14 protein-coding genes are annotated in these 17811 nt (G+C 60.1%); all 14 read right to left on the bottom strand.

The genetic code is table 11. From position 1 onward, the window contains the following. Positions 1-10: 10 nt before the first annotated feature. The 14 genes from IEX40_RS02625 to IEX40_RS02690 all read right to left on the bottom strand — a co-directional run bounded on the left by IEX40_RS02625 (position 11) and on the right by IEX40_RS02690 (position 17767). Entirely contained in the window at positions 11-451 is a 441-nt protein-coding gene (locus IEX40_RS02625) for a tripartite tricarboxylate transporter TctB family protein (protein WP_188745530.1), read from the bottom strand. After that, positions 448-1431, bottom strand: a complete 984-nt coding sequence (locus tag IEX40_RS02630; RefSeq protein ID WP_188745531.1) for a Bug family tripartite tricarboxylate transporter substrate binding protein — start codon at positions 1429-1431, stop codon at positions 448-450. Before IEX40_RS02630 ends, IEX40_RS02625 begins: the two co-directional genes overlap by 4 nt. A gap of 228 nt (positions 1432-1659) precedes the next feature. After that, positions 1660-2361 carry a protein kinase domain-containing protein gene (locus tag IEX40_RS02635; protein WP_188745532.1) on the bottom strand — a complete coding sequence of 234 codons (702 nt, stop codon included), beginning with the start codon at positions 2359-2361 and terminating at the stop codon, positions 1660-1662. A gap of 67 nt (positions 2362-2428) precedes the next feature. Beyond that, the gene (tssM, locus tag IEX40_RS02640) at positions 2429-5917 is read right to left on the bottom strand and encodes a type VI secretion system membrane subunit TssM (protein ID WP_188745533.1); all 3489 of its coding nucleotides are present in this window, start codon (positions 5915-5917) and stop codon (positions 2429-2431) included. Between the two features lie 14 nt (positions 5918-5931). Then, the gene (gene icmH, locus IEX40_RS02645; protein WP_188745534.1) at positions 5932-7128 is read right to left on the bottom strand and encodes a type IVB secretion system protein IcmH/DotU; all 1197 of its coding nucleotides are present in this window, start codon (positions 7126-7128) and stop codon (positions 5932-5934) included. Positions 7129-7134: 6 nt separating this feature from the next. Next, complete coding sequence (gene tssK / locus IEX40_RS02650) at positions 7135-8487, bottom strand: type VI secretion system baseplate subunit TssK (protein WP_308421587.1); 1353 nt, start codon at positions 8485-8487, stop codon at positions 7135-7137. Beyond that, on the bottom strand, positions 8472-8969 hold the full coding sequence (gene tssJ, locus IEX40_RS02655) for a type VI secretion system lipoprotein TssJ (RefSeq protein ID WP_188745536.1): 498 nt from the start codon (positions 8967-8969) through the stop codon (positions 8472-8474). The genes tssK and tssJ overlap by 16 nt, the downstream gene beginning before the upstream one ends. Then, positions 8966-9874, bottom strand: a complete 909-nt coding sequence (locus tag IEX40_RS02660) for an FHA domain-containing protein (protein WP_188745537.1) — start codon at positions 9872-9874, stop codon at positions 8966-8968. Before IEX40_RS02660 ends, tssJ begins: the two co-directional genes overlap by 4 nt. Then, on the bottom strand, positions 9871-10596 hold the full coding sequence (locus tag IEX40_RS02665; RefSeq protein WP_188745538.1) for a substrate-binding periplasmic protein: 726 nt from the start codon (positions 10594-10596) through the stop codon (positions 9871-9873). Before IEX40_RS02665 ends, IEX40_RS02660 begins: the two co-directional genes overlap by 4 nt. 24 nt (positions 10597-10620) lie before the next feature. Then, positions 10621-13224 carry a type VI secretion system ATPase TssH gene (tssH, locus tag IEX40_RS02670; protein ID WP_188745539.1) on the bottom strand — a complete coding sequence of 868 codons (2604 nt, stop codon included), beginning with the start codon at positions 13222-13224 and terminating at the stop codon, positions 10621-10623. 11 nt (positions 13225-13235) lie between these two features. After that, entirely contained in the window at positions 13236-14189 is a 954-nt protein-coding gene (locus IEX40_RS02675) for a type VI secretion system baseplate subunit TssG (RefSeq protein WP_188745540.1), read from the bottom strand. After that, positions 14180-15961: a type VI secretion system baseplate subunit TssF gene (tssF, locus tag IEX40_RS02680; RefSeq protein ID WP_188745541.1), complete on the bottom strand. Its 1782-nt coding sequence runs from the start codon at positions 15959-15961 to the stop codon at positions 14180-14182. The genes IEX40_RS02675 and tssF overlap by 10 nt, the downstream gene beginning before the upstream one ends. Further along, the gene (tssE, locus tag IEX40_RS02685; protein ID WP_188745542.1) at positions 15954-16382 is read right to left on the bottom strand and encodes a type VI secretion system baseplate subunit TssE; all 429 of its coding nucleotides are present in this window, start codon (positions 16380-16382) and stop codon (positions 15954-15956) included. The genes tssF and tssE overlap by 8 nt, the downstream gene beginning before the upstream one ends. Before the next feature lie 2 nt (positions 16383-16384). Next, positions 16385-17767, bottom strand: a complete 1383-nt coding sequence (locus tag IEX40_RS02690; protein ID WP_229680510.1) for a type VI secretion system contractile sheath domain-containing protein — start codon at positions 17765-17767, stop codon at positions 16385-16387. Between the last annotated feature and the right edge of the window lie 44 nt (positions 17768-17811).

A 17811-nucleotide genomic window follows, 5' to 3' on the forward strand; every position in this document is an offset into this window, starting at 1 on the left:
TTCAGCTCCATCAAGTCAGCTTGAGAATGCCGGCCGGCAAATGCAGCTCAAGCAGGAAGTTGAACAACAGATAGATTGCCACCGCACTGCCCAGGCCGGTCAGGCCAGAAGGTATCGGCTTCGCGCCCATGCGCCAGCAGAGCACACTTACCATCAGCGTGGTTGAGATCACGAATCCAAGCGGCGCCAACAGCGCGGCAAAGATCAGCAGTAGCACCAGCACGAAGGCCAGATCGAACAGTGTCTTCATACCCGGCCACTCCTGATCGGGATCGGGCTTGACGATGAGGTAGATGCTGGAGAACCCGAGAATCACCGCCAGCAGCAGCGGGAAGGTCTCCGGTCCGACAGCCTCGACACCGCCAAAAGGCTCGGGGAACTGACTGGCCTCCCAGCCGTACGCGACGGCCAGGAGGAGCATCAGGATTCCCAGGATGCGATCGCCGATCATTTGATCAGACCGATCTCGGTAGACAGATCACGGATATCCTTCACCTGCTGCTGGACGAAGGCGGTAAACTCCGGACCGGATTTGTGGAAGGGCATCAGGCCGTTCTGCTGCATCACCTGCTTCCAGTTGTCGCTCTCGTAGATAGCGTCGATGGTCTTGGTCCACCAGTCGAAAGCATCGTCCGGAACGCCGGCCGGCAGGTAGAAGCCACGCCAGTTGGGCGCAATCGCATCGATACCCTGCTCTTTTGCAGTCGGCATATCGGCATACTGGCCCGGCAGACGCTCTTCCGACATTACCGCCAGCACACGCAGATCACCGGATTCAACGAAACCCAGCACCTCGGATACGTCACCGGTAAAGCCCTGGATATGGCCACCGACCACCTGGGTGATCGCTTCGCCACCACCACTGTAGGCCAGGTATTTGATCTTCGGCAGGTTACCTACACCGGCAGCCTTGGCTGCGATCAGCACCTTCAGGTGGTCCCAGCCACCGGCCGCGCTACCGCCGCCGAACTTAACCGAACTCGGATCCGCTTTCAGCGCGTCCATCAGCTCGTTCAGAGACTTGTAGGGGGAGTCCTTGGCCACGGCAATAACACCGTAGTCGGCACCGAGTGCGCCAACCCACCTGACCTGATCGGCGTTCATACCGGCGAACTGGCCCTGGGCCAGACGGGTCGTGGTGGCAGTACTGGCCGCTACCAGCAACGCGGTGTCGCCTTCGCGCTTGGACACGGTATGCGCAAACGCCACACCACCGCCGGCGCCCGGCATGTTAACGGTCTGTACGTTGCCATCGATGAACTGCAGATCGGAGATGATCTTGCCGACGCTGCGGCAAGTGAAATCCCAGCCACCGCCCGGGTTGGCCGGTGCGATACACTCGGCGGACCTTGCCGGCTCGAAAGCGAAGGACTGGGAGGTTGCGAAAACGAGAGAGGTAGCAAGCAGCAGCTTGCGAACGGAACGTTGCATCAGCGTAATCTCCAACTTTGTTGTTGTAGTGTTGTCGGCTCGATCTTTTTTGGGGGGAATCGAGCCTTGCGATACCTGTGGCGGTATCCGATCACGCTGAAACGATAGTGTGCTGCACTGTAGTTAGGTAGTTAACGCAATTAAGAAGTTTTTAATACTTAATGCCCTTTTTGTTCATATTGTTCACCGACCGCCAAAAACCGGCGGCCAAGCCCGGTCAGCGTTATGTCAACGGGTCGACCTGGTCGCTGTGAGCAGCCTGTCCAATTGACGTGTCGAATCAATAAGCTGCTGGCGCATTGCCCGCGGTAAGCCGCTGCCTGCGACCCATTCGGTGAAACAGTGGCTGGCCGGGCCTGCGCTGCTCCAGTCCGGGCGGGCGAGATCGCCGCCCAGGAGCAATCTGAGGATGATCAGGTACGCGTACCAATCCATTAACGGATCGATAACGCCAAATCCCTGTTGCTGGCATGGCAGCGAATAGGAGGGACTGAATGAGCGGTAAGGCAGACTGGCAATTTCAACCCCGCAGCACGCTGTACTGGCGAGATCGAGCAGATAGAGTGTGTCGCCGTCGAACAGCAGATTCCCCGGCTTGAGATCACCATGAACGGCACCCTGGCGATGTAATTGGACCAAGGCTTCGAACAGCTGTACCAGCACCTGCTGATGACCAGAAAAGCGCCCGCCCTGCTGTCGAATCAGCGCGGCCAGTGTCTCGCCGGGGAGATAGTCGGTCACCAGCAGCATCCCGTCGCCACAATCGCGCAACGCGTGGCAGCGGGCCAGCGGCAACCCCTGCAAGCGGGACAACCAACGCTCCTCGTTTAACAGAAAGTAGCGACGCCGGTCGTCGCTGGCCCCCTTGAAACGGTGCCAGAGACCGGTGACCCGATGTTGCTGCCGCCATAGATTTTCGCCGATCGCCACTGGCGATCCCTGATACTCCCGGGCCATCGGAAACCGATGCCAGGGAGTTCTGGCTGACCCGGTCAACTCAGAGCTGCTCCGGCAGATCCAGTCGAGCGAAGAAACCGGCGACGAACGGGTTGGTATCCCCCTCTACCCGTATCTGCAATCGCGCGACCTGCTGATTCGAACCCGCAACCAGGTTACTGGTACCGCTATCGGTTGCCAGCGTCCCGTTCAGCGCATCCGCCAGCCGGAACCAGCTCCAGATTCCAGGATAGGTCTGGTGATCCACCACGTAATCACCGCCCGCCACCTTCATCTCGATCTCGCGGGACTGGGTTTCCGGGATAGGCCAGGCCATCTGGGCCCAGAGCGACGGTCCGTTTCGGTAGATATACAGCGGCCCCTCACTGCGCAGTGAGAACTCGGTCACCCCCGCACTCATCCCCTCAGCCCTGAGCGAGAACTGCAAGCCGATACTATCCGCCGTAAAAAAGGTCTTCCGGATCCGTCCCAGCTCTTCTACCGCATTCCAGAACCTCTCATCCAGTATCAGGCTGCGGCCCGGCAGAAAACTGCTCAGCACCGGATCGCTGTTCTCCTGCACGCTGAAATAGATCAGGAAGCTGTCGCTGAACGAGGCTGCCACCCCCTTCGGGCCGAAAAACTCCTTGAACGCCTTAAGTCCCACATCGCTCTGCGCCTGACCGTCAAATGGGAAGAAGGGTTTGATCTGGCTGTTATAGTATCCGAGCACATCGCGAGACCAGGACCTGTTCAGCAACTGACGGACATCCTCCAGCGCCAGCTGATTCAGCTGCTCGGCACTGCCCTGCAACAGTTCGCGCAGCAATAGATCATCGTAGGACTGCGACAAGGTTTGCATCTTGGCCAACGGGCTGACACTCTCCGCCGCTACCAGTTGATCGAGGAAGAAACGGCCGCGCATCTCTCCCTGCGTCGCCTGTCTGACCCATTCCAGCGTCTCACCGATCTGCCGCAACGCCACATCCAGGTTACTGCGGCCGGTGTCATCCAACTTGATCAGCCGGTGATAGGAAACGAAGGGTTTGGCAATGGCATCCGCCATCGTTAGCGCGCTCTGACGCTGCTCCTCCAGTTGCCGCTGCTGCTCCTTGGCACGTTGCTCCTCCAGCGGCCCCATCGCCTTACCGGCGACGGCGCCCAGCTTGCCTTTTACCTTCACCGCCGGCTTCTGGCCAGCGACCTCATCGGTACCCGGCTCGCTGAGCAGTGCGGCCAGATCGGTGTGGTAGCTGATCAGGTTGTAGTAACGCTTAAGCGGTGAAAACAGCGGCTCGGACGCGGCCTCCAACTGCAGCCGGGTATCGCCCCAGCCGCTGGTCGGTAACCAGTGGACATTGTTGGCAAAGCGTTGCCAGTAGCCAATGTAGTCGTCAATGTAGCGCCGCTTCAGTTTGCGATTGATCCGGCTCAGCTCGGTGTCGTTGCTGATGCGGCCAACCACCTCCTCATAATCCTTCAGTGCTTCATTGGTCAACTGGAAACCGGTGCCGGTTACCAGCTCCTGAAACCCCTCGCGGGTGAAGATGTAGGGCACCAGATAGCCGCCAAACCCCTCATTGAAGTCGTACACCTGGCGATAGTTTTGCCCCAGACTGCTGCGCACATCGACGCGGCGACTGAACTCCGGCCGCTGCAGGATATGCTGGTACAGCAGATCGCTGAGATCCTCCGAGCTGAGCGATGCACGTACCAGCTCGATCAGCGGGTCGTCCTCTGTCGGCGGCACCACACCGGGTTTCAGCAGATCACGGATCAGCATACGGAACTGCTCCAGGGTCACCACATCACCCTCGCCCTCCTGCTGCAGGGACTCCACGTAGTAGTCCACCAACGGTTCGACGTCGTCCCGCTGCGGGTTAAACAGGTACTGATGCAGGTTATACAGTTCCAGGCTCTGTACCTTGTCATCAAGACTGTTGTAAACGTACATGTCCTTCTGCAGGTAATCCCGCAGCGCGACCAGAAGCCCCTCCTCCAGCTCATGCTGATAGGCACCGGAAACAGCCCGGCCGATACCGGCATCGGGCAGCCAGGACAGCACATACCAGGGCTTTGACTGGTCATAGATCAGACTGATATCCCGCAGGTCAGACAGGCTGAATATCATCGCCGTCAGGTCATCGGGATTGGGCTTGCTGGCCAGCAGCTTCTGCTTGTAGGTGTCTAGCTGAGCCACCGCCTGTCGATCCTGGGCCTGGTAGTAATCGAAATTTGCTTTTAACAGCCAGATGAACAGCAGGAACAGCATCGCCAGTCCGCCAGTGAAAGCGAAACGGGCCAACTGATAAAGCCCTTCCCGGCGCCGGTTCACCCCCACCAGACCGGCTTCCGGCAGCACGCCGCGACGCAACAGCTGTTTGACGAAAAGACTGCGGCCGACGGCAGTTTCCGGCTCGGACGGCAAACCGGACAGGCCCAACTGAGACGCCAGCAGCATGGTCAGGCGATCGATCGGCACCGCCTGGGTGTCGGCATTGACGAAGAAGTAGCCACGGAAGTTCAGCGGCCGCTCCTCGAACTGGTTACTCAGAAACAGCTGCTGGAAATAATCTTCCAGTTCGGCGCGCAGGAGACTGAACTGGTAAGGCCCCGCCAGTATGGAGCCACGGTATTCGGCACTGAGCTGCGCCTTCAGCGCCGGCGTCACCTGGGCCGCCAGGTTCTGCAGCAGCGCATCAAACGAATCGCGGAACCAGTCGGCATCGTAGCCCGGCTTGGGCTTCGCCGGCATCATGACGCCCAACGGCTCCTCCAACCGCTGGTCGTCAAAGGTAGCGAAATACTGGCAGAAGTCCTTTAGTTGCCCCATGCCGGTAAACAGCGAGTAGATCGGCAGATCCAATCCCAGCCGTTGGTTGAGCTGCTGCAACAACACGCGCTGCCGTTTGGTGATCTGTTCCAGACGATCCTGACTTTTCTCCAACAAATCGCTCACCGGCAGGGCCAGCAGGATACCGTTGGCGGCCTGACGGGGACGTCGGCTGTTGAGCCGTCGCAGCAGCGTCGCCAGACAGGGTTCGAATACGCTTGGGTCATACGCCATATGCAGCCCCACGAGCACCGCATGGTCGCTGAGCCAGAAGCTGACCGGCATCGAGCGGTCGTCACCGATAGTCTCCGATACTACCTGTTCAAAGCCCATCTGCAGCAACATCGAGCGATCGCTCTCCAGTTGCTCGTCCAGCAGAAAATACCAGGGAGTCTCATAGGGGCTGCGACCGCCCCGGTTCTGGTGGCGCCAGGCCTTATCGAAATTGGCCAGTAACAAACGCTGTCGGTAGTGGCGCTGCTGCTTTTCTGCCAGCTCCGCCTCGCTGGGTTTATTCTGCAGTTGGCGGCGACGCAACCACCAGCCCAGCCAACCCGACAATCCCCCGGCCAGGATCGACAACAGGCCGCTGACGGCGGCCGTGACCGGCGCACTCCAGCTCCACCACTCCAGCAGCCAGGCAGCACCCCAGAACAGAGCGAACAGCAGCAGAGCCAATAAGATGAAAGGCCAGACAGCCTGCTTAGGAGAGTCCATCCGAGATAACCGCCTTATCGATTAGAAATAATGAACGCATCACTTATGCCCTTACTCAACGCCTGCGCTATCAGGCGCTTGGCCTGCTGAGCGTCGTCGGCCGGAATCAGCACCCGGAACAGCTTATTCCAGGGCTCGACTCGCGCACCCGACTGCTGCAGGTCATGCTCGGCAATAAACCGCTCAGCAAGCGCCGATTGATCGAAGGTGGCCAGTTGCACCAGCCAGGCGGACCCGCTTGCCGTCCCATCTGTCACATCGGTCGCGGGCGACGAGGTGATCCGTGCCGTTGTTGCTGGCCGGCCGTAGACCCGGGCCGCACTGGACATCTCCTCCGGCGTGCTGGTGTAGACAAACTCCTTCTCTTCGGGCTCGCTCAGGTAGTTCTTGTTGAAATCGGCAAGGCCAATAAAGTCCCGTGCCCGCTGGTCGAAACTGTTCTGGTACCAGTAAGACGCCGCTCCCCAGGAGAGGGCGACGCTCACCAGGAACAGCGCGGCCTGGCGGCCAAAGTGGGCCTGCCGGGCCGGCTTGCGTACCTTCGGCAGCGCAACCGAGCTAACGGCAGTGAATGGGAGTCGCGGCCGTTTACTCAGCACTACCGACTCTATCTGGTAGTAGAGTGCATCCAGACTCTCACGCCCGCTCAGCCGGTATTGTCCGCGGAAGCCGATCTTCAGGAACAGGTAGATCAACTCCAGCAGATCCACCAGCAGGTTCGGCTGACTCAGTGCCTTGTCGGCCACGCGGTAGAACTGCTCACCGCCATCCCGTACCCCGAACAGCTCACTGAGCAGTGTCCGGTTCTCCCAACCGCAGCTCTCGCCCCAGTCGCTGTAGAGGATCATCTCGTCCAATACGATACAGAACAGAAAGCAGGTCTTGTCCGCGACCGACGGTGGGTAATCCAACGCGGCAATGCGCTGTTTCAGCTCACTGATCGACGCGATCAGTCCCTGACGGAAGCGGTGTAGATCCTCCGGTTCCGGCATGCGCGACACCGCCACACAGAGTGACAGCAGCTCGGCGCCGGCATTGATAAGCCGATTTTCAAAGCTGGCAAACTGCTGCAACGCCTGCAGGTTACGCTGCTGATTTTTCAGCGCCGCCGCGCCCGCCAGCGGCACAGTTCGCAAATGTCCTGCCGTCTCCTGTCCGCCGGTGGACTGTTCCACCTCAACGGTCGCTTCATCCAGATAATCCATCGCCATCAGCGTTTACCCCAGCGCATAGAGCTTCACTTTCAGATCCGGAATACGACCGTCCACATGCAGTGCCAGCGGCTCCCGCTTCTCAACCAGCTCCAGCCAGTACGGGTGGTGGGTGTCGATCTCGATATAGGCTACATCCGCGCGCGGTTTGAGTTCGGTCGGCGCCACCGGCAGTGACTTCAGGGCAACCCCTGACATACTGTTGCGCACGAGCTCGGCGATCTGGCTCAAGCCGCTGAGTTTACAGGCACTGGGGACCAACTGTGCCAGGGTCGCGGCACCAATGCTGGACTCGACACAGAGCACGAAACGATGGTTACCCAGAGCATAGATATCGGGAACCGCCACACGCAGCAGGCGACGCTTGTCAAACAGCTGATTATCCCAGTCATACTCGAGCACGCTGTCGCTCTGCACCAGCGACAACTGATCGCGCAGTTTGGAGAACAGCGGATTGAACGCGCTATGCATGGCATGGCTATGCAACGGCGCGGCAGCCTCGGCCACCGCGGGAACGAAACTGCACAGTTCCGCCGACAGCGTGGCCAGTTGCAGATAGACCTCGTCGGTCGGTACCGCCGGATTCTCCAGCGTGGTACTGAACCAGGGTACCCAGCGATTCAATGTCTGCAGCCAAAGATATTCGCGTAGCAGGGTTTGTTCGCTCTTGCGCTCCTGACCGGCGTCGATGCGCTGAACCACCATATTGGCGCGGGTGTCGATCAACACCTGCAGCTCCTTCAGGCGCTCGGTGATCTGAGCCGAGGCACCATATTGGATGCAGGCGGGAATGAAGCCCTGATCCAACACCACGGCGCCGCTCTCGCGTCGCTCCAGCACCCGGGCGATCGGCATCACCGTCAAACCAGTGATATCCTCCCCCTCGATCAGCAGCCGCACGTTGGCCTGGGCCACTTGGGTCTCGATACCGTTGTTCCCCGCCGCACTGGTGTCGAACAGCGTCACCTGATCCTGCACATAACGTCGGTTCTGGCCGTGTTCGCCATACTCGACCTCCCCCTCCACCGCCATCGGCAACGCCAGGTAGATCTTCTTCTCCAGCGTGGCTTCCGGTATCTCCAGCAACACCTCGCGATCACATTCGAAGAAGGTGCCGTCAGGGAAGATCCCCTTACAGCCGGTCACCGCGATCTTGCCGATCTTCAGCCGTTCGCGATCGATCTGCAGCTCGCTCAGGCCATAACGCTTACCCTGCCCCGCAGCCGCCACATACTGCTCAACGTAATGGTGGACATGGCGGTCCTGCTGTTGAAAATGCTGCGGAGCGATAAACATTCCCTCGCTCCAGACTACTTTGCGATGCCGTCTCACGGGATTCCCCTTCAGAAAATTTTCCACCAAGGCTTAGCCGGTTCCCTGCCGATGGAAACCCGCAGTCCGCTTACATGGACTATCATCGGCTCCGATTGCGGGTCCTCGCCCAGCTGCACCAGGGATTTGGCGCTGGCATTGCCGTAATCGGCAAACTCTGCCAATACGGCCAGATAGCGTGTCTGCTGCTGTATGTCGAACTCCATCTGCTGCTGTTGACCCGGTAGCTGCGGGTCCAGATAGATCACATCCACCAGCGAATCGCCGAGCATTTCGCGATCTTTCTTGAACAGATCGAGGAACTGAGCGTTCTGGAACGCACCATTCCCAGTCAGTTGGTAAAGCCGCAGCACAATCGGGTGCGACTCACCCTCGCCATACTGGTTGACCTCCGCGTCCACCGCCACCTTGACCGGCAGCTTGTAAGTCTGGGTGGGCGAGGTCGGCTGCGAAGAGCAGCCCAACAACAGCAAGCAGAGCGCTGCCGTCAGCAGTACCGATCGCGTCATCCTTTACCTCGCATCTCTTCGACAAACAGGGCGGTAAAGCGGTGGTGGAACTCCTTGCGGTCCAACTTGCGATTGAACTGTTTGCGGTAGAGTCGCCAATACTTTTTCTCTTTGCTGCCCCACCCCCCGGTGTAGTCGCTAAACACCTCCTCCAGGTGGGTAGGGCTCAGCTCCTCCAGGAATCGATCCAGGGTGCGTTGCAGACACTCCATCAGCTTGTCCTGGCCATAGGGTGTCGCTTGCATCCGTTGCTGCTGCTCGACCAGTTGAGTCAGTTTTACCAGACTCTCCTTCATCACCCGCTGACTGTTGTCGCTCTGCTCCAGGGTGACCACGTCGGCACGCGATGCGGCGCCCGGCTCCAGCATCTCGAAGTCGTCTTCAAACGGATCTGGGCCGAACTGGTCGTCAGCCATAACGTTCTCGGTGGAGAAGTTCGACGCGCTGCTGGGTTTGGCGGGTTGCCCGCTGCCCTCATCCAGCGGCCAGCCCAGATCATCCGCATTCAAGTCATTAAGATCGAAGGTCGGCTCGCGTCGGCCGCTCGGCTGTTCCGGCTCAGGTTCGGGCCGGTTCTCAAACAGCGACGACATATCGCTGATCAGCAAGGTATAGCCACCCAGCTTGAGGATATCGCCGTCGCCGATCGACACGCGTCGCCCTCGGCCGAGTAGCTGGCCGTTAAGCTGAAGACCGTTGGTACTGTGGTCGGTGACCTGGTATCCACCATGTGGATCCCGGGCGATCTCCGCATGCACCCGGGACAGCTGGCGGTTGAAATCCGGCAACTGCAGCGTGCAGTCGTAGGCCCGGCCTATGGTACCGCCGTTGGCAGGTAACGAAATCTGTCGATTGATCACCTGCTCGTTTGCAGGCACTTCGACCAGCTGTAAATTTATCGTCATGGCACACTCTTTTTGCAGTTACCCAGAGCCTGGTTGAAAGCCCCCAGGAAGCTGGGGTTCTGCTTCAAGAACTCCTTGGAAAAATGCACGTTCTGGTCCTTCCGCTCGTAAGGAATGCGGCGGAAATAGCCAGCCGGGATCCCCAGCTTCTTCATCGAATGCTCGAACACCTTTTCATACTCAAGCGCCACATCCACATCGCCCTGCCATAACATCTGCGCCAGGACGTCAGAATCACGCGGCTTTTTTACCACGTTGTAGCCGTTCTTTTTCAGGAACAGCCATTTGCTGGTGTTGAACTTGGCGCCGTAACGGGCCTGATACTTGGCCGACTCCTCTGCCAGATTCAGGTTCACCCCCGGCGCCACAAACCAGCTCAGCGCCAAAGTGATGACCGGAACCGACGCTTCAGCATAGCGAGCACGCGCCGAGTTGGTGGAGCCGGAGAAGAAGCCCTGCATCTCGTTGGTTTCCACCAGCAGCTGCGCCTTGTCCCAGCGCATCATGTGCAACTCGTACGGCTGCCCCATCCGCCTCAGGGCACACTGCACACGCTCCACGGCAACGCCCGCCATCTGGCCATCCTCGACGGTCTGGTACGGCGGCCAGTCCTGGGTGGCCAGCTTGATCCGTTCCACGGCCAGGGCGCTGGATGCTGACAGCGCCAGCACCCCGGCCGCCGCCAGCAGCCGCCCCCCCTGTTTAATCGCTTTCGTATTCATTCAGCTGTCTTGTCGGCAACGTCATCAGTTTATGGTCAGGGTGATATCGCCGTTATCGGCGCTGACCTGAACCGCGGAAACCGTCAGCCCTTCGCTGAGTCGGGTGATGCACTGCTCCGCCAGGCGCGGCATCAACGAGCGATTGATGATCTGCTCCACCGCCCTGCCCCCGGTAGTCGGATCGGTATTGCGCCCGACCACAAACTCTACCAGCGCCTCATCCCAGTCGAAACTGGCACCGTACTGCTCCGCCAGCTTGCTGCGAATCCGGTTCAAACTGATCTCGGTGATCTGCTTGAGTTCGTCGTCGTTGAGCGGGTAGTACGGCACGATGGTCGCGCGACCGAGGAAGGCGGGCTTGAAGAAGCGCTGCAGCTCCGGACGGATACGCTCTACCAGATCGGCGTTGTCCGGCCGCAGGCCCGCTTCGTCGCAGATATCGCAGATAGCCTGATCCGCGGCGTTGGAGGTCATAATGATGATGGTGTTGCGGAAGTCGACCGTGCGTCCCTCGCTGTCCTTGATACTGCCCTTGTCGAAGATCTGGTAGAACAGATCGTGCACCCCGGGATGCGCCTTCTCCATCTCATCCAGCAGCAGTACCGAGTAGGGATTACGGCGGATCGCCTCGGTCAGCACACCACCCTCGCCGAAGCCGACATAGCCCGCAGGCGAGCCCAGCAGCATGGAGATTTTGTGTTCCTCTTTAAACTCGGTCATGTTGATCACGGTCAGGTTGTCGCCGCCGCCAAACACCTGGTCGGCCAGCGCCATCGCAGTCTCGGTCTTACCGACACCGCTCGGGCCGCACATCAGGAATACACCCACCGGCTTGCGGCTGTCGGTCAGCCCGGCGCGGGAGATACGGATACTCTTGGCCAGCTCGCCAATCGCGGCATCCTGGCCGATCACCCGCTTGTGCAACTCCTGCTCCAGGGTCAGCAGCTTGGCCACCTCATCACGCACCAGGTTGCCGGCCGGGATGCCGGTCCAGTTGGAGATCACCGTGGCGATCGCCTGCTGATCCACCAGCGCATGCACCAGCGGCTGGTCCTGCTGCAGATCCTGCAACTCGTCCATCAATGCCAGCAGCTCGGTCTGTTTACCGGTGTCAACCTGGCCGTCGCTGTGCCCCTGGCGCAGCGCATCCTTCAGCTCCCGGACCTGGTCAACCAGCGCCAGCTCCCGCTCCCAGCGGTCATTCAGCGTCGCCAGCTCCGTCTGTAGCAGCTGGGTCCGCTCCTTCAATGCATTGATCAGCTCGTCGCCGACGGCAAACACCGCCTGCTCGGTTTCCATCGCCGCCAGTTCGTTGTTCAGGTAACGGATCTTCTGTTCCAGCTGCTCAACCGCCTCCGGCTTGGCGCCCTGGGTCAGGGCAATACGCGCACAGGCGGTATCGAGCAGGCTGATCGCCTTGTCCGGCAACTGACGTGAGGGCAGGAAACGGATCGACAGGTTCACCGCCGCATCGATGGCGTCCTCGCGAATGAAGACGCCGTGGTGCAGGCTCAACGATTCGGCAACGCCGCGCAGCATCTGGATCGCATCCTCGGCGCCGGGCTCTTCTACCTTGACCACCTGGAAGCGTCGGGTCAGCGCCGGATCTTTCTCAAAGTACTTCTTGTACTCGGCCCAGGTAGTAGCGGCGATCGACTTGAACTCACCGCGCGCCAGCGCCGGTTTCAGCAGGTTGGCGGCGTCATTTTGTCCCGCGGCACCCCCGGCACCGATCAGGGTGTGGGCCTCGTCGATAAACACCACGATCGGCGTCGGCGAGTTCTTCACCTCGTTGATTACGTCTTTCAGCCGGTTTTCGAATTCGCCCTTGATGCTGGCACCGGCCTGCAGCAGGCCCAGGTCCAGCGAGTGAATCTCCACCCCCTGCAGCGCCGCCGGCACCTCACCGGCCACGACCCGCAGTGCTAGCCCCTCGACCACGGCGGTTTTGCCAACACCGGGCTCACCGACCAGGATCGGGTTGTTCTGGCGCTTGCGACAGAGGATATCGATCGCCTTGCGCACCTCGGCGTTACGGCCGGAGATCGGATCGATCTTGCCGTCGCGGGCCTGCTGGGTCAGGTTGACGGTAAACTTGTCCAGCGCCCCGCCCTCGACATGCGCAGGCATCGCAGGGCTGCCGCCGACAGAGGGTGCTGCGCCCGCCACTTTCACCTTGGCGATCTGCGCTTGCAGCGCTTCCAGCGAAACGTTTTCCAACGCCTTCAGTGTCAGCTTGCGCATGCCGAACGGATCCGGCTGCAGTAGCGCCAACACCAGGTGCAGGCTGATAATTTGTGACTGGTTAAAGTTGACCGACGCCAGCAGCCAGGCGGACTCGATCAGATCGCTGAGAGATTTGCTCAGGGTCGGCTGCCCTTCAGAACCTTTCGGTAGCCGCTCCAGGCGTGTCGTCAACTCCGCCACAAGCCCCTGTTGATCCACCTGCTGCTGGTCCAGAAACTGCGCCACATGGCTATCCGCACGATTGAGGATCTGTACCAGCCAGTGTTCCACCTCGATGGCGGGTACCCGCTGATTCATGGCCGCACCAGCCGCCTGCTCCAGGGCTTCCCTCAGACCAGACTCCAGTTTTCCTACCAGGTTGCTCAGCTTTACCTGCGACATGACGTTATCCCTTACTGAAGAAGAATTTTGTGGAACTCCCCAGGCTTGACCTGAGGCGCGAGACAGTTGCCCTCTCCCAGGCGCACAGCCTGCTCCGGCCGGGAGGAGAGCCTCGGTTGCGTGATAAAGGCACGCTTGACGTACAGATAGAGTTTCAGGTCCGTGGTCTCGCGCAGGTAGGCCTGCACCAGCTCACGTAGCCGCCCGGCAAAGCAGGGGTCGGAGCGCAGGGCGACAAACTCTTGCTGGTCGCGTGGTTCGACCCGCACCTCAAGCCGATGGAAGTGCAGCGTTCCCTGTCGCCCCAGCAATACCCCCTGCCCGAGGCGGTTATTACGGGCATCGGTCCCGCCCAGCCGGGTCAGGGAGGTGGCCGGTAGCCGGTGGCTGCTGCTACCCGTCGCAGAAACCTGGATATTGAGTTCGAAATAATCGCACAACAGCTGACGCAGCCCGCGCAAGCTGGATACCTTCAGCCCCAGCAGCACACTGTAACGCAGCAGGTCGGTGTTGCCCGACCGGAAACCCGGCAGGGCCGCCAGTCGAGGCAGACAGGCGCGCTGCGGCAACCGCACCAGCGCTGCGGCCTCCAGTTGTTCCTGCTCTTCGCGTACCAGCAGGTTGCCCTTCTCCCGCTCGCCGTACAGCAGTTGGTAGTAGCGGTGATTAAAGATATCGAGAAACTGCTGTAACGCCCGGTTTTCCTGATGCAGACTGGCCAACAGCTCCTCATAGAGGTAGTTCGGTATCACGCCGCGCGCACCGGACAGGGCTTCCAACCCCAAGCGGATTCGGCTCTCCCGCCCCAGCTGTTCGATCGCCTGCACCTCGCGGGCGGTACCGTCCGGCATCGGCTCCGCGCTCAGACGCAGTTCCCGGTGCTGCGCCATCCACCGCAGCAGGCGGATCACCTGAATAAAATCGAATCGCTGCGGCTGCCGCTGCAGCTCGGCGCTCAGAGACATAGCTGGCTCCCGTGCACCGGCTTGAAGCTGCGCACATTGGCATCGTCGCCGAAGTGGCGCACATGCAGGCGCATGAAACGATCAAAGCTGCAGAACTGCTGGAAGAAGACGTTCATCACCTCGGCGAACAGCGCCTGCTGGTTGCCGAGGCTCTCGGCATCCAGCGTCAGGGTCACTTCGGTGCCGGTGGCGAAGATGTTGGCGCCACACACATGCATCGCCGCCACCTGCTGCTCATAGCGCACATCGCGGATCGCCTCGGCCTGGCGGCAGGTGCGGCCGTGACTGCACAGCGCCAGCACCTCCTGCAACGCCTGCACCGGACGATCGGTCTGTAGCAGCGATGAAAAATTGGCATTCAACAGGGCAATAAATCGCCAGTTCAGTGAGTTATCCAGCGCCGGATATAGCGGCGCCGTCGGTGCGGTCAGCAGCTTGAGCGGACCAGGCAGATCGATAGCCGACAGACTCTCCACCGCAGTGCCGGCGGTCAGCGTACAGGGGGTTCGGCCATTGCTGCAGCAGAGGTCCATTGCCAGCACGATCGAGCCGGACTGCTGCTCGTCCCCCTGACAGCTGAGCGTCAACTCCACCTGGCGCTGGCCGTTTTCATCCCAGCGTTGACGTGCCTGCCACTGGCGTACGTCGTTGGGCTGGCGATAACGGGCTTCGTACAAGGGTCGCAGGCGGCGCTCGCCATCGGGCAACACCTGGCGCACTTCGGCGACCGACACCACCTCCAGGTTGGAATCGGAGTAGGCATCTGCGACGACCGGTACGCTCAGACGAGAGAAATCGTAGGTCAGCGGCTCACCCTGCTGTTCGAACAGGTTGATCGCCGGCACCGTATTGAGTCGGAACACGCTGACATCGAACAGGCGCAGGAACTCGGCGGGAAGTTGACGCACGAACAAGTTCAACATCACCCGGTTTTCGCTGATACGGCGCAATTCGTCGCCCAGGCCATCGATGCGGAAATAGGCACCTTTATCGGCATAGGTGAAGTAATCCCGCAACAGGTCGAAGCCTTCGAACTGGTTGCCGTAGCGCGGCAACCATTGGAAATCGTCATCGGCGACCCGGCTGTGCATCCGGCCGGCATCGACCAGGCAGTGATTCATCCCCTCGCTATCGGACAGGCTGATCGCTTCAGTCCGGGTCAGCAGCAGCTCGATCAGGCTTGCAGCGCTCTGCTCGAAGCCGCGCACGTAGAACTCGAAGTCACCGACCCGCAACTGACTGAATTGCCCCTCAGGATCGCAACACTCCAGGCTCAGCTGGATCACCGCCTCTGCGTTATTGAGCCGACCCGGCACATTGAAGTTAAACGGCGCCGCCTCGGCGCTCACGGCCGCCAGCGTAAACGGATAGATATTGAGATCGGCACGGGTAGTGAACTGACACTCACCACCATCGGGTAACGGCACCGCCACCCGGCTGCCAGCCGGCAGGCAAACATTCTCGTTGAGCTGCTCCGGATCCGGTTCCAGGGTCAGTGCACAGTAGCTGGGTGCGACCTCGGTGTAGCCCGGATAGAGGATCGACAGCAGACCCTGAACGATCTCCGGCAACTGCGCATCAAGGCGCTGTTCGGTTTTCGCCGTCAACAGCGCCATACCGTCGATGAGTCGGGTAATGTTCGGATCTTCAATGCTGTTCTGGTTGATCTGCAGCTGGGCGGCCTGCTCCGGATAGCGGTCGGCAAAACCCGCCATCGCCTTGCGCACGTAGGCCAGTTCACGCTCGTAGTAACGCATCAACTGATCAGACAAGATCCTGCCCCTCTATATCGACCTTCTGGTCTACCAAGCTCAAATTGGAATCGAACACCAGGGCGTGCTGCCCCCGGTCGGTTTTCAGCCTCGCGACCAACGAGAAGTTGATAGCGTTATTGGTTTCGTCACGCTCATACACCTCGACCCGGACATCAGACAGTCTCGGCTCGAACGCCTTGATCCAGCTCTCAAGCTGGCGGGCGAACTGATCCTTGTCCATCCGGCTGCTGATCGACTGCAGGCAATCCAGCCCAAAGCGCATATTGGACCGCTCGACCTGGGCCAGTTTGGCCGGCAGCGTGGTCAGCGGCGCTTCCGACTCCAGTAACTGCTTCAACTGGTAGCGCACCGACGCCACCAGTGCCTCATACTGATCGGCAACCGGTTCGTCGGCCAGAAAGGTCTGCCAAAAAACCATCCTCAGCTCCCCACTCGTTCCGCCGAGGGCGGCGCCAGATCGGTGGTCAACAGCACCTCGCCGGAGAAATGATCGAACTGGTACTGGGGCTGCACCAGTACCTCGCAGACATAGCGCCCCTGACTGCCGTCGATCTCCTTGACCCGCACCTGCCCCTTCTTCAGCGGGTACCTGGCCAGCACATTCTCATCGTCGGCAACCACGTTGCTGCTGTAGTTGTCCAGCCATCGGCTCAGGAACAGCTCGCACTCGGCGGCGGTATGGAAGTTACCGATCATGCTCCGGATCTGCACCTTCAGGTAATGGGCGATACGGCAGATCATCAACGTGGTCTGCAACTGGCAGACCACTTGATCATCATCCTTCGGCCCCGGTTTCCACACCGAATTGTTGCCATTGAAGTAGTACTTGTCGGTCAACGGACTATGGCAGACCGGCACAAAACCCTGCTTGGCATAGAATCCGGCAAGACTGCCAAACAGGCGCACATCGGGTTGCGGCAGCCGTAGCGGTGAATCCAGACTGGCCGACTCCGGCAGGTTGATCAACGCGCCCTGGTAGCGCTCCTGCCAACGCGACTTCATAAAGCCGAACCAACTGAGCCGGTTGAATTCACGCAGGACAATGCTGGCAAAGGCGAAGGCTGCACTGCCCCAGAGCCCCGGGCGTTTATCCACACGTTCATTGAAGATGAAGCCGATGCGCCGATCGCGGTACGCGGGGCGCAGGCAAATCCTGGGCATCGCCAGGCCGATAAACCGCGCCGATGGCTGTGCACGCAAACGCTGCCAACCGGTAAAATCCGGGCCCTCGAGAATCTTTTCAATACGCTGTACATCGGACAGCCAATCGGCATCGGGCTCACCGAAGAAATCCTGGGCCGGTGTCAATACGAACGGGCAGAGGCAAAGCGAGCCAAGCTGGCCAAGCAGTTCCAGGGTGTAGAGATCATCGTAATCGTCGTCTAGCCCCATCTCCATCGATACATCGTGGTTGACCACCACCATGCCGAACGGCAAGCCACCCAGGGTATTGAGTTCGCGATTGCCGATCAGGTTGTACAGCGTGCTACTGCGCAGGGTCGTGCAGGTGTTCAGGTCCTGCGACAGCTCCTGCCAGCTGATATCCAGTAGTTTCACCCGCGCCCGCTGATAGTTTACCGGCAGCGTGACCAGGGATTTGAGGTTGCGCCAGCCGGCCTCCAGTTCGGTAAATGCCGGCTGATGCAGAATCTCGGACAGCTGTTCAGACAGCTGTCGGTCCAACTCGGCAATCAGACGATTCAAGCTCGCCCGGAGCTGCACCCGGCTTTGCAGGAGCGCGGGATCCCGCTGCGCGAGCAACGCCAGTGCACGGGATAGATAATCCTCCTGCCGAGGATCCAACCCGTTAAACTCATTTTGCCAGTCAGGACTATACATCTGGGTGG

Origin of the sequence: Marinobacterium zhoushanense (assembly GCF_014641945.1) — a bacterium.
In the GTDB taxonomy this organism is placed as follows: Bacteria; Pseudomonadota; Gammaproteobacteria; order Pseudomonadales; family Balneatricaceae; genus Marinobacterium_D; species Marinobacterium_D zhoushanense.

Coding starts and splice junctions, on each gene's coding strand:
- IEX40_RS02665 (WP_188745538.1), bottom strand. CDS start 10,596: ATGAATACGAAAGCGATTAAACAGGGGGGGCGGCTGCTGGCGGCGGCC.
- tssE (WP_188745542.1), bottom strand. CDS start 16,382: ATGGTTTTTTGGCAGACCTTTCTGGCCGACGAACCGGTTGCCGATCAG.
- IEX40_RS02630 (WP_188745531.1), bottom strand. CDS start 1,431: ATGCAACGTTCCGTTCGCAAGCTGCTGCTTGCTACCTCTCTCGTTTTC.
- icmH (WP_188745534.1), bottom strand. CDS start 7,128: ATGGCGATGGATTATCTGGATGAAGCGACCGTTGAGGTGGAACAGTCC.
- tssM (WP_188745533.1), bottom strand. CDS start 5,917: ATGGACTCTCCTAAGCAGGCTGTCTGGCCTTTCATCTTATTGGCTCTG.
- tssH (WP_188745539.1), bottom strand. CDS start 13,224: ATGTCGCAGGTAAAGCTGAGCAACCTGGTAGGAAAACTGGAGTCTGGT.
- tssJ (WP_188745536.1), bottom strand. CDS start 8,969: ATGACGCGATCGGTACTGCTGACGGCAGCGCTCTGCTTGCTGTTGTTG.
- IEX40_RS02660 (WP_188745537.1), bottom strand. CDS start 9,874: ATGACGATAAATTTACAGCTGGTCGAAGTGCCTGCAAACGAGCAGGTG.
- IEX40_RS02625 (WP_188745530.1), bottom strand. CDS start 451: ATGATCGGCGATCGCATCCTGGGAATCCTGATGCTCCTCCTGGCCGTC.
- IEX40_RS02675 (WP_188745540.1), bottom strand. CDS start 14,189: ATGTCTCTGAGCGCCGAGCTGCAGCGGCAGCCGCAGCGATTCGATTTT.